The 11,540-nt window shown below is 73.7% G+C and carries 10 protein-coding genes and 1 pseudogene; 4 read left to right on the top strand and 7 right to left on the bottom strand.

All coding sequences use genetic code 11. From position 1 onward, the window contains the following. Nucleotides 1-31: 31 nt before the first annotated feature. From ACPPVO_RS49765 to ACPPVO_RS49755, 3 genes are read right to left on the bottom strand one after another with little or no spacing between them, the layout of a single operon-like run. Nucleotides 32-526: a hypothetical protein gene (locus tag ACPPVO_RS49765; RefSeq protein ID WP_426506131.1), complete on the bottom strand. Its 495-nt coding sequence runs from the start codon at nucleotides 524-526 to the stop codon at nucleotides 32-34. 48 nt (nucleotides 527-574) lie between these two features. Continuing rightward, nucleotides 575-1,732 (bottom strand): DUF2786 domain-containing protein, encoded by a 1,158-nt coding sequence (locus ACPPVO_RS49760; RefSeq protein WP_426506130.1) that lies wholly within the window; start codon nucleotides 1,730-1,732, stop codon nucleotides 575-577. Nucleotides 1,733-1,742: 10 nt separating this feature from the next. Beyond that, the gene (locus ACPPVO_RS49755) at nucleotides 1,743-2,885 is read right to left on the bottom strand and encodes an FAD-dependent oxidoreductase (protein WP_426506129.1); all 1,143 of its coding nucleotides are present in this window, start codon (nucleotides 2,883-2,885) and stop codon (nucleotides 1,743-1,745) included. A 111-nt stretch (nucleotides 2,886-2,996) separates the two neighbouring features. On the opposite strand from ACPPVO_RS49755, the gene ACPPVO_RS49750 reads away from it, so the two are divergent. The 3 genes from ACPPVO_RS49750 (at nucleotide 2,997) to ACPPVO_RS49740 (ending at nucleotide 6,070) form a co-directional block, all read left to right on the top strand. After that, entirely contained in the window at nucleotides 2,997-3,593 is a 597-nt protein-coding gene (locus ACPPVO_RS49750; RefSeq protein WP_426506128.1) for a TetR/AcrR family transcriptional regulator, read from the top strand. 96 nt (nucleotides 3,594-3,689) lie between these two features. Further along, nucleotides 3,690-5,024 carry a chitosanase gene (locus tag ACPPVO_RS49745; RefSeq protein ID WP_426506126.1) on the top strand — a complete coding sequence of 445 codons (1,335 nt, stop codon included), beginning with the start codon at nucleotides 3,690-3,692 and terminating at the stop codon, nucleotides 5,022-5,024. Nucleotides 5,025-5,152: 128 nt separating this feature from the next. Continuing rightward, nucleotides 5,153-6,070 carry a hypothetical protein gene (locus ACPPVO_RS49740; protein WP_426506124.1) on the top strand — a complete coding sequence of 306 codons (918 nt, stop codon included), beginning with the start codon at nucleotides 5,153-5,155 and terminating at the stop codon, nucleotides 6,068-6,070. A gap of 4 nt (nucleotides 6,071-6,074) precedes the next feature. On the opposite strand, the gene ACPPVO_RS49735 is transcribed toward ACPPVO_RS49740, so the two are convergent. Further along, entirely contained in the window at nucleotides 6,075-6,863 is a 789-nt protein-coding gene (locus ACPPVO_RS49735) for an ABC transporter permease (protein WP_426506122.1), read from the bottom strand. Further along, on the bottom strand, nucleotides 6,860-7,759 hold the full coding sequence (locus ACPPVO_RS49730) for an ATP-binding cassette domain-containing protein (protein WP_426506120.1): 900 nt from the start codon (nucleotides 7,757-7,759) through the stop codon (nucleotides 6,860-6,862). Before ACPPVO_RS49730 ends, ACPPVO_RS49735 begins: the two co-directional genes overlap by 4 nt. Before the next feature lie 70 nt (nucleotides 7,760-7,829). Here ACPPVO_RS49730 and ACPPVO_RS49725 point away from each other — a divergent pair, with 70 nt between their 5' ends. After that, on the top strand, nucleotides 7,830-8,471 hold the full coding sequence (locus tag ACPPVO_RS49725; protein ID WP_426506118.1) for a TetR/AcrR family transcriptional regulator C-terminal domain-containing protein: 642 nt from the start codon (nucleotides 7,830-7,832) through the stop codon (nucleotides 8,469-8,471). A 44-nt stretch (nucleotides 8,472-8,515) separates the two neighbouring features. On the opposite strand, the pseudogene ACPPVO_RS49720 reads toward ACPPVO_RS49725, so the two are convergent. Together ACPPVO_RS49720 and ACPPVO_RS49715 are read right to left on the bottom strand one after the other, a co-directional pair. Beyond that, nucleotides 8,516-9,517: pseudogene (locus ACPPVO_RS49720) on the bottom strand (MFS transporter); the annotation flags it as partial. A 157-nt stretch (nucleotides 9,518-9,674) separates the two neighbouring features. Further along, nucleotides 9,675-11,528, bottom strand: coding sequence for a hypothetical protein (locus ACPPVO_RS49715; protein WP_426506116.1), 1,854 nt, complete (start codon nucleotides 11,526-11,528; stop codon nucleotides 9,675-9,677). Nucleotides 11,529-11,540 lie beyond the last annotated feature (12 nt).

Here is an 11,540-nt window from a genome sequence, read left to right as displayed (position 1 = left end):
CACCAGTTGGCGGAGTGCGCGGCCCGTTTTATCAGACCCGGCCGTACTGCAGGGCGTGCGTGAACCGCGGGTCGACCTTGGTCAGCTCCACGCGCTGCCCGTCCTGCGACACGTAGGCGCCGCTGATCACCTGGAAGTTGCTGCGCGAGGCCACGACGATGCCGACGATGAGCACGACGAGCCCCAGCAGGAACAGCATCGGCCCGGCGTCCCCGTCGATCGTGGCGATGCCGCCGACGATCAGGAGCAGGCCGAGCGCGAGCACCCCGAACCCGATGCCGAGGTTGCGCGAGCGGGCCGCCTTGCACTGGGCGCACCACGGAAACGCCGCCGCCTGGACGGTCTTGCGCAGGACCATCACCACGATGGCGTAGACGATGCCACCGAGGACGATCAGGACGGCGGCCCACGGCGGGGGCTTCGAGACCAGGCGCATCCGCTTCATCTCGATCGCGGGTTCGCCGTGGCGGGGGCAGACGTGCGGCAGGTGACCGGCCGCGACCTGCCCGGCGGGAAGCTCAATCATGCGCGGGAGGATCGCACACGAACGGGCCGTCCGGCGTCGGACGAACGCTCAGTTCAAGATCGCCCGGTCGGCCGCGTCCCGGCCCGACTCCCAGCCCTCCCGGCTGTCGACCCGGCTGCCGCGCCCGCGCACGGTGCGCGGGAAGACCTTGGCCATCGTCTCGCGCACCTGCTCGTCGCGGGAGCGCAGCACCGGCAGCAGGTCGCTCGCCGCGGCCGCCTCCTCCAGGGCCAGCTCCGTCGCGCGGGCCAGGCGCTCGCCGATGCGCACCGCGTAGGCGACGAGGAACGACTGGCGGAACGCCTTGAGCCGGGCCCGCCCCGCCTTGCCGCCCGGCGGCTCGGTCCTCGACATCGCGCGCCCGGCCTGCACGAGCAGCGAGGTGTACAGCAGGTCGACGACGTCGATGTCGGAGTCGAAGCCGAACACGGTGGTGAAGCCAAGGTCGGGCGACCACACGGTGTGGCAGCGGTTCGCCCGGGCCACCGCGCTGAGCAGCGACGCCTTCTCGCCCTCGTACGGGTGGTCGACCCCGATCCGCCGCGCGAACGGCACCACCGCGGCGGTGCCCTCCCGCCCGGCCAGCAGCGCCTCGTCGATCGCGTGGCGGGCGATGAGCTCCTGCGCCTTCGCCGTGTACGTCTCGGCCTCGGCCGGGTAGCCGGTCGACTCGGCCTTGGCCAGCAGCGCGCGCACCCGGTCGAGCAGGCGCTCGTCGACCCGGGTGCTCTTCGGCAGCTGTTTTGCCGACCCCGGCGGCGGTACCAGCACCTCGATCGCCGGCAGCTCGGCGAGCACGACGAGCAGGCCCACCAGGTCGTCGACGACCGAGATCCGGTCCAGCCGGCGCCGGGCGGTGAGCTCCGACACATAGTGCGCGTCGGCGCTCCACCACACCTTCGCCCCGAGCTCGTCGGCCTGGGAGAGCCAGCGCTCGTCGACCGTCCGGCGGTCGTACCGCCGCAGCAGCCCGGCGACCGCGTCCACGACGGCCTGGCCGAGGAGCGGACGGTCGGTCCCGCCGCGGCGCACCACGGCCCGATGCAGCTCGGCCGGCTGCCACCCGCCGCGCGCGAGCTGTGCGACGGCGTCGGCGATGGCGGCGGACAGGGCCGGGTCGACCTCGGCGGCGGGGGCGACGGCGAGGAGGTCGAGCCCGTCCTCGTACGCCACCGCCCCGCGGACGAGGTCGTCGATCTGCTTCACCGCGCCAAATCTACTGGGCGAGCCGGGCGGGCTCGTACGCGTACAACCACGCCGTCGCCTTCTCGTAGAACATCGGCACGAAGATCCGCATCATGGCCGCCTGCATGCGGCGTTTGACCGGGCCGGCCTTCTTGGCGCGGCGGTTGTCCTCGGCGGTGCCCAGCACCTTGGCGATCCGGGGCCGCCGCTCGGCGTCGTAGCGGCGCAGCGCCCCGGCGATCGAGGCCTCGGCCTGCAGCGCCGCGGCCAGCGCCAGCGCGTCCTCGATCGCCATCGAGGCGCCCTGCCCGGCCCCGACCGGGTGCGCGGCGTCCCCGATGATCACGATCCGGTCGCTGTGCCACGTCTTGACCCGGTCGACGACGTGCATGGGGGTCGCCGGCTGCAGCGACACGGTGGCGGCGATGATCGCGGCCGGCCCCGCCTCCTCGCGGTAGAGCGCGGCGAGCTCGTCCAGCCGGCCGGCGCCGTCGCGGGCCGGGGGCACCGGCGAGTTGACCTGGGCCGACCACCACACCTCGGCGCCGGCGCGCAGGTGCAGGAAGGCGCCGTTGCGGGCGAAGGTCATGTTGAACACCCCGGGGTCGACCCCGTCGAGCTTCGCGATGCCGGAGACGGAGTACAGCCCGGCGTACTGCGGCACCGGCGCGGCCGGGTCGAGCACGCCCCGTACGGTCGACCAGATGCCGTCGGCGGCGACGAGCACGTCGGCGGTGTCGGTGGCGCCGCCCTCGAACGTGGCCCGCACGCCCGTCTCGGCCTCGGTGACCCCGTTGAGCCGGGCGCCGGTGACGATCCGGGCGCCCGCTCCGGCCGCGGCCTCGCGCAGCGCGGCGACGAGCCGGCCCCGCATCAGCGACACGCTGCGCAGCGTGTCGCTGTTCCGGCGGCCGCGGGCCACGTCGGCGATGAGCATGCCGCCGGCCGACCACATCCGCTGCCGCTCGATCTCGAACCCGGCCCGCCGCACCGCGTCCAGGACGCCCAGCGCGTCCACGGCCCGCAGCCCGTTGGCGGCCAGGCTGATCCACGCCCCGACGTAGCCGACCGGGTCCTCGTACGCCTCGTAGACCGTCACGTCGGCCCCGATGCGCCGCAGCGCCAGCGCCGCCGTGGCCCCGCCGACCCCGCCCCCGATCACGATCGCTCGCATGTCGCGCCCTCCCCTTTGGCCGAATCAAGCTTCACTGAATCGAACTTCGGTGAAAGTATGTTCGGTAGAGTGGTGCTCGTCAACCCGGGAAATCTGGAAGGATCACTCGCCATGAGCCAGGGGGTACGCAAGGCGCGGGCCGCGCAGACCCGGGCCGCGCTGCTCGACGCGGCCCGCACGCTGTTCGGCGAGCGCGGCTACCTCAACACGAAGATCACCGACATCACCGCCGCCGCCGGCCGCTCCACGGGCTCGTTCTACGAGCACTTCGCGGACAAGGACGAGCTGCTGCGGGCGCTGCTGGAGGACATCGAGGACGCCGCCGACGAGCGGATGGCGGCCACCGGGCACCCCCGCGACCACGACCTGACCGACCGCGACCAGCTGCGCGCCCACATCGGCATCGCCTGGGGGGTGATGCGCCAGCACCGGGCGATCCAGGTGGCGCTGTTCCAGTCGATGGTGGCCGCCGACCCCGCCTCGGGCCGCTCCTGGCGCGACCTGACCGGGCAGACGGCGGTGCTGCGGGAGCACCTGGAGTGGCTGCGCGAGCGCGGCCACGCCCTGCCGGGCGAGCCCGAGCTGCTCGCCGCGGCCATGGGCGCGATGCTGGCCCTGGTGAGCTACGCGCTGCCGCCCGGCCACGCCTACGGCGACGAGCAGGTCGTCGACGCGTTCACGGACCTGTTGCTCAAGGGCCTTTCTTAGCGCCGTCACCCGTTCGGGATGGGGCGGCCTGAGGCCTTCCTGAAATCCCGCTTTAGCCCGCAGTCAGCTCACCCTCACGCATGGTCCGATCCACCCATGCACTTGACTCGCAGGCTCGCCGGGTGGATCGCCGCCACCGGGGCGCTCATCGCGGTTCCGCTCGTCATCTGGGCCAACGTGGGGGCCGAGGCGGCCACCGACCCGCTGCTGTCCCGCAACCGGCCCGCCGAGGCGTCGTCGGTCGAGTCGGCGGAGTACGCGGCGGGCAACGCCGTCGACGGCGACGGCCGGACCCGGTGGGGCAGCGAGGAGGGCGTCGACCCGCAGTGGATCGCCGTCGACCTCGGCGCACGGGCCACGGTGAACCGGGTACGGCTGCGCTGGGAGACCGCGTACGGGCGGGCGTACGACATCCAGACCTCGGACGACGGCACCGCCTGGACCACGATCGCCGGCACCCGCGCCGGCGACGGCGGCACCGACGACCTGACCGGCCTGACGGGGCAGGGCCGCTACGTGCGCCTGTACGGCACGGCCCGCGGAACGAAGTGGGGCTACTCGCTGTACGACTTCGAGGTCTACGGCACCGCCCCGGCCTCCGGCGACGCCCCGGCCCGGCGACGCCCCGGCCGCGCCTCGCAGGCGGCCCCGGTGGTCACCTCCGGCGCCCCGCGCCCGTCGAAGCCCACGCCCACCGCGACGACCCCGGCCGCGCCGGCCGCGGGCACGGGCCTGGCCGACCCGCGCAAGAAGGACATCGCCATGCAGCTGGTCTCCTCGGCGGAGAACTCCAGTCTCGACTGGAAGGCCCAGTACCAGTACCTCGAGGACATCGGCGACGGCCGCGGCTACACCGGCGGCATCATCGGCTTCTGCTCCGGCACCGGCGACATGCTGGAGCTCGTCGAGGCGTACACGCAGGCCGTCCCCGGCAACCCGCTCGCCCGGTTCCTCCCGGCCCTGCGCAAGGTCAACGGCACCGCCTCGCACGCCGGCCTCGAGGGCTTCCCCGAGGCCTGGCGCAGCGCCGCCGCCGACCCCGCGTTCACGCGGGCCCAGGACGACGAGCGCGACCGCGTCTACTTCGACCCGGCCGTCAACCAGGCCAAGGCCGACGGGCTGGGCGCGCTCGGCCAGTTCGCGTACTACGACGCCATGGTCATGCACGGCCCCGGCCCGGACGCGGACAGCTTCGGCGGCATCCGCAAGGCCGCCCTGGCCAAGGCGAAGCCCCCGGCCCAGGGCGGCACCGAGACCGCGTACCTGACCGCCTTCCTCGACGCGCGCGCCGCGGCCATGCGCACCGAGGCCGCGCACAGCGACACCAGCCGCGTCGACACCGCCCAGCGCCAGTTCCTGAAGGACGGCAACCTGGACCTGCACACGCCCCTGACGTGGAAGGTCTACGGCGAGACCTTCAAAATCTCCTGAGCGCAACCGAACGCCGGGCGACCCTTTGCACGGGTGCGTACGATCGCTGGCGTGGCGCTGGCGATCTTCGATCAGGATGAATCCCCGCGCGCGGCCGTAGCGACCGCGCCCGGGCACGGGGACGCCCGATGACCGGTCCGCTGGAGCTGTGCGCGGAGGCGCTCGCCACCGCCCGTGTCCAGGGCCTCAGCGCCGACGCCCCCATCCACGCGCTGGCCTCGACGCTGGGCGCCGACTTCACCGAGCACGCCGGCCCCGACGGCATGTACCGCGACTTCGGCGAGGTCGAGTGCCACTACGAACGCCTGGGCCCGGACGAGCCGTGGCAGGGCCGCTTCCTGGTGGTGCGCGCGGACCGCCTCCCGGCCCCGGTCCGCCTCGACGACCTGCAGGAGGAGCTGCGCCGGGTGGGCCAGTCCCTGGTCCCGCTCCCGCCGAGCCGGGCCGGCGCCACCGAGGTCACCTTCCGCGCCCCGCTGAGCGGCTCGACCGTCACCGCCGCCGACGACGGCACCGTGATCGCGATCGCCGCCCCGGTCTGGCCCGTCCCGGAGTCCCCGGCGCTGCCCGAGGCCCGCTGGCGGGCGGTCTGCGAGAGCCTGCGCCTGCTGCTCCCGCTGACGCGCACCGAGCGCGCCGAGTGGCTCGCCGACCGCGTGCCCGACACCTCCGAGGCCGCCGACTGGTGGACCTCCCTGCTGCACCCGCTGGCCACCCTCCGCTTCGGCGACCCCCGGCACGCCGCCGACTGGGCCGGCCTCGAGCTGTGGCTGCTGGACCGGGCCGGGGACGCGGGCGTCTGGCCCCGCGAGGAGTGGGTCTGGCGCTGGATGTGGTTCGTCCGCAGCCTGACCGCCCGGGCCGCCGCCCCGCTCGCCGCCGACCTGACCCGGCTCAGCCTGGCCGCGCTGCCGATGACGGTCGCCCAGCTGCACACCCTGCCCCCGGACTGGCGCGCGTTGAGCGTCGCCGACCTGAGGAGAGCCCGGACCGCGCGGGCCCTCCTGTCGGTCGCGACCGCGCACGGCGCGCGGGTCATGGGCTGACGGCTCAGCGCGGCGACGCCTTGCGGTACCGCCACACGGAAAGCGGCACGAAGACCGCCAGGAGCGCGACCGACCAGGCCAGCGACATGCCGATCGGGTGCTGCAGGGGCCAGGCGGCGTGGGTGGCCGAGGGGGACGGGTTGCCGAACAGGGCGCGCACCCCGGCAACCGTCGCGCTCATCGGGTTCCAGTCGGCCACCGGGCGCAGCCAGAACGGCAGGCCCTGGGTCGGGACGAACGTGTTGGCGAGGAAGGTCATCGGGAACAGCCACGAGAACGTGGCCTGGTCGGCGATCGCCGGGCTGGCCACGGCCAGGCCGATGAAGGTACCCACCCAGATCATGGCCAGTCCGAACAGGGCCAGCAGGCCGAAGCCCGCCGCGGTGGCGGCCACGCCCCGGTGCGGCGACCAGTTCGTCAGCAGCAGCGCGCACCCCGCCATGCCGGCCAGGCCGAGCAGGCGCAGCAGCAGCTCGGCCAGGTTCGCGCCGGTCAGCACGGCCGCGCGGGCGATCGGCATCGAGCGGAACCGGTCGATGATGCCCCGGGTCATGTCGGTGCTGGTACGGATCGCGGCCTGCACCGCGGTCAGCGCCATCGTCTGCATGAAGATGCCCGGCATGAGGAACGAGCTGTAGTCGCCGCCGCCGGGCAGGGCGATCGCGCTGCCGAAGACGTACGCGAACAGCACGATCATGATGACCGGGAACAGCAGGAAGCCGATCAGCTCGCCCGGCTCGCGGCGCAGGCGGGAGAAGCTGCGCCCGGCGATGACGTAGGTGTCCGAGATCATGCCGCACCGCCGGTCAGGTGCAGGAAGACCTCGTCCAGCGTCGGGCGGCGCAGCGCGATGTCGTCGACCTCGATCGCCGCGGCGGCCAGTTCCGTGGCGATGCGGACCAGCTCGTCCGACGTGACCGACAGCCGCGCGCCGGAGACGGTCACGTCGCCGCCCATGATCGCGGCGGCCGCGCCCGCGCGGGCGGGATCGTGCACCACCACGTCGACGCGCGCCCCGCCCAGGGAGCGCTTGAGCGCCAGCGGCGTTCCCGCGGCCGCGACCCGGCCCCGGTCCAGCACCACGATCTGGTCGGCGAGGCGGTCGGCCTCGTCGAGGTACTGCGTCGTGAGCAGCACGGTGGTCCCCTCCCGGGCGAGCTTCGCCACCATGTCCCAGATCTCCAGCCGCGTCCCCGGGTCGATGCCGGTCGTGGGCTCGTCGAGGAACAGGGCGGCCGGCGCCACGATCAGGCTCGCGGCCAGGTCGAGCCGGCGCCGCATGCCGCCGGAGTAGGTGCGCACGGGCCGGTTCGCGGCCGCGGTGAGCCGGAACCGCTCGAGCAGCTCGTCGGCCCGCCGCCGGGCTTCGCGCTTGGAGAGGTGGTACAGCCGCCCGAACAGCACCAGGTTGGTGCGCCCGGTCAGCACCTCGTCCACCGCCGCGTACTGCCCGGCCAGGCCCAGCTCCAGCCGCGCCCGGGCCGCGTCGCGCACCACGTCGTGCCCGGCGACCCGCGCCCACCCGCCGTCCGGGTGCAGCAGCGTGGCCAGGATGCGCACCACCGTCGTCTTGCCGGCCCCGTTCGGCCCGAGCAGCCCGCAGACCGTCCCGGCCGGCACGTGCAGATCGACCCCGTCCAGCGCGGGCCGACCGCCGAAATGCTTGGTCAATCCACTCGCTTCAATCATGACGCGTCCCCTTAACACCGTTAAGGACTTAACGGTGTTAAGGATGCCTGAACACTGTTAAGGTGTCAACGTGCCGCTGGATCGGGAGCAGGTCATCAAGGCCGCGATCGACCTCCTGGAGGAGGTCGGGCTCGACGGGCTGTCGCTGCGCCGCCTCGCCCGCGAGCTCGGCGTCCAGGCCCCGGCCCTCTACTGGCACTTCAAGAACAAGCAGGAGCTGCTCGACCAGCTCGTCGAGACGATCGCGGCGGAGGCCCGGGCCGCCGAGCCGCCCGCGCCCGGCCAGGCGTGGGACGAGTGGCTGGCCGAGCGGGCCCGCGGGATCCGCGCGGCGCTCACCCGCCACCGCGACGGCGTCCGGCTGGCCACGGCGACGCGGCCGCAGGCCGTCCAGCTCAACGCGATCGAGCTGCAGCTGCAGGTGCTGTGCGGGATCGGCCTGAGCCCGCGCGACGCGATGGCGGCGATGATGGCGGTCGCCAACTACGTGTCGGGCTTCACCCTCGACGAGCAGGCCGACCGGCTGCGCGCGGCCGAACCGGTCGACGAGGAGCTGGGCGTCGACGAGGTGTTCCGCTTCCTGGAGGCGTACCCCTTGATGAACGCCAGCCTCCGCGAGATCCGCGATCCGCAGAGCGACGCCAGCTTCGAGCGCGGCCTGCAGATCGTGCTCGACGGCATCCGCGCCGCCGTGGCCCGCTCCGCCCGCTGAGCGAGCAGGTAGAACGCGCAGGCCACGAGCACGACCGCGATCGTCGCGAGCAGGGCCTGGTAGCCGACCGCGGCGATCAGCGCGGCCCCGAGCGCGATCGACCCGGTCTGCGGCACGGTCACCGCCATCATCGCGGCCGCGAAGACCCGGCCCTGCATCCCGTCGGGCGTCGCGCGCTGGAGGCGCGTGGTGAACCCGACCGCCAGCCAGGGCAGACTGATGCCGAAGAGTGCGGCTCCCGTGAGTACCACCGCATGGGCCGGCACCGCCTGCAGCAGCGCCCCCGCGGCCCCGGCCAGCATGCCCGCGGCCATCAGGCGCGCCTCGCCCAGGCGGCGGGCCAGCGGCGCCGCGCTCGGCCCGCCGAGCAGCGCCCCCGCCCCCTGCACGGCGGCGAGCACCCCGACGAACGCGGGGGAGCGGTGCAGCCCCTGCCCGGCGACCGCGAACACGGTCGTCTCGCTGAACCCGAACACGCACAGCGCGCACGCCGCCGCCAGCACCACCGGCCGCAGCCGGGGCGAGCGGGCGATGAACCGCAGCCCGCCGCCCCCGCCCTGGATCCGCACCGGCCGCCGCTCGTCGACCTTCAGCCGTAGCAGGCAGGCGATCGGCACGGCGAAGCTGACCGCGTCGAGCAGTACCGCCGCCTTCGGGCCGGCCAGCACGAACAGCCCGGCCCCGAGCAGCGGCCCGACCAGGCGCAGCGTCTCCTGGGCGGTGCGCAGGAGGCCGTTGGCGTCGGCGAGCAGCTCGCCGGGGACGATCGAGACCAGCAGCGCCGACTGGGCCGGGGCGAGCAGGGTGTACGCCGCGCCGCACAGCGCCATCGACAGGTACACCAGCCCGACCCGCCCCGGCCCGTCCACGGCCAGCAGCGGCAGGACGGCGGCCGCGGCCCCGGCGTTGGCCCACACGAGCAGCGGGCGCCGCCGGAACCGGTCGACAAGCGCCCCCGCGACCGGGCCCAGCAGCGCCGGGGCGGTGAAGCAGAAGAACACCAGCCCGGCCGCCGAGTTGCTGCCGGTCAGCGTCTTGACCCACACGCTGGTCGCCAGCCACAGGGTCGAGTCGCCGAGCAGTGACACCGTCTGCCCGAGCAGGTACGTCCGGGCCGCCGGCACTGCGAGCACGCGCTTCACGCGCGTGCGATCACGATCGGCATTACTCGATGGACGCGCACGCAGCGCGATCTGTCAACCGCTAGGAGTTACGGACGTCCCACATCCACAGGCCGCCGGTGTGCGTACCGGGACCGTAGAGCTCGGTGAGCGTGGTGCGCACGGCGGACCACTGCGCGCCCTCGGGGGCCAGGATCAGCGAGGTGTGCCAGTACGCCAGGTCCGTTCGCGCCTGCGCCCGGTCGGCGTCGGTGACCGTCGGCACCCGGTTGTAGTACATGGCCTCGGCGAAGAGCCGGTCGGTCGGGCGCGGGGCCGGCCCGGCGACGGCGTGGTGGCCGTCGACGCCGTCGGCGGGGCCGAGGAAGTACCCGTGCGAGACCTTCATGTCCGCGCCGGTCGATCCGGTCCAGTAGATCGCGGTGGTGAAGTCCCACTGCGGCAGCGGCACGATGAGCACCGTCCGGTCCGCCCCGACGTACTGCTTCCAGGTCCCCGCCGACACGAAGGCCGGAATCGGGGTCCGGTTCACGACCTTGATCGGCATCGGCGCGGCCGGCAGCAGCGCCGCCACGAGCACCGTGCCCAGGAACAGCCGCCGCGTGCGCACGGGCAGCCCGCCCAGCTCCAGCAGCCGCTGCACGCCGAGGGCCAGAATGGGTACCACCGCCCAGTTCGTCACCTCGCCGAGGCGGGTCGGCAGCAGCGTGTCGAACAGGGGCAGGTGCTGCAGCAGCCAGAACGGCCCGGGCACGTGGGTGTTGCGGCCCTGGAACTGCAGCGGCGAGCCCCAGGCGAGCACCTGGAAGCCGAGGCCGGTGATCGCCAGGGAGCGGATGAGCACGTCGTGCCACTGCCAGACGACCAGCGCGACAAGCAGCAGCACGAGCGTCCAGCCGAGGAAGCCGTGCTCCTCCGCACCCAGCGGCGCCGGAGGCTCTCCGAAGCGGCGCAGCCGCTCGGCCACGCTGTTGCTGCCGTACGAGGTCAGGCCGAGCACGTCCATGCGGAACGTGGTCATGTACTTGTCGCCGCCGTGGTACGCGCCCGGGCCGAGGAACTGGAAGTACAGCGGGTAGGCGAGCACCACCAGCGACGCGCCCGCGGTCACCCCGAGCCCGGCGGCGAGCGGCCGGATCGCGGCCCGCACCCGGTCGCGGCGCTGCACCGCGTAGAGCGCCAGCACCACCGCGATCGCGAGCGCGGCCAGGAACAGCGTCTCCTCGTTGATGAAGACCTGATAGACGACCAGCGCGGCGAGGATGAGCCCGTTGCGCACCGGGCGGCCCTCGAGCAGCTTGAAAGTGCGCCAAGCCAGCAGCGGTACCAGGAACTGCGCGACGAGGTTCGGGTGGTAGGACGCGTGCGAGGCGACCGTCGGCGCGAACCCGCCGACCAGGGCGCCCACCCACGCGGCGGTGCGGCTGGTGACGAGGTGGCGGGAGAGCAGCCAGTACCAGGCGGCCGCGGTGCCGGCGATGCCCAGCACGATCAGCAGGTCGAACGTGACCTGGGGGCCGAACAGCAGGGTGATCGGGGCGAGGGGGATCCCGAAGCCCAGCACCGTCGTGTTGGCCATGCCGTTGACGCCGAGCGGGAAGTTGTACTGCACGATGTGCAGCGGGTTCTCGCCGTGCGTGATGGCGTGGGCGGACCAGGCGAGGAAGTACTCGGCCTGGGCCCGGTCGCCCGGGCTGATCGGCATCCGCCGGCCGTAGTGGGCCAGGATCGGCGCGACGATGAACAGCGCGCCCAGCAGGAAGCTGCCGAGCGCCAGCAGGTCCGCCCGGCGGCTGGTCCGCCTGGTGGTGTTATCGGCGATGCTGTCCGATTCCTCGCTCGTCGGCCGCGCCGGCGCGCCGTCGCGTTGTCGCACGATCCTGCCGGTGGTGGCCGGTGCGGTCGTGTCGTCCTGGCCGGCCGTACCCGTCAGCATCGCGTGACAATA

Source organism: Dactylosporangium sp. McL0621 (assembly GCF_049995355.1).
Lineage (GTDB): Bacteria > Actinomycetota > Actinomycetes > Mycobacteriales > Micromonosporaceae > Dactylosporangium.
The sequence above is the reverse complement of the archived record's forward strand: the minus strand, read 5'-3'. Positions and strand labels throughout refer to the sequence as shown.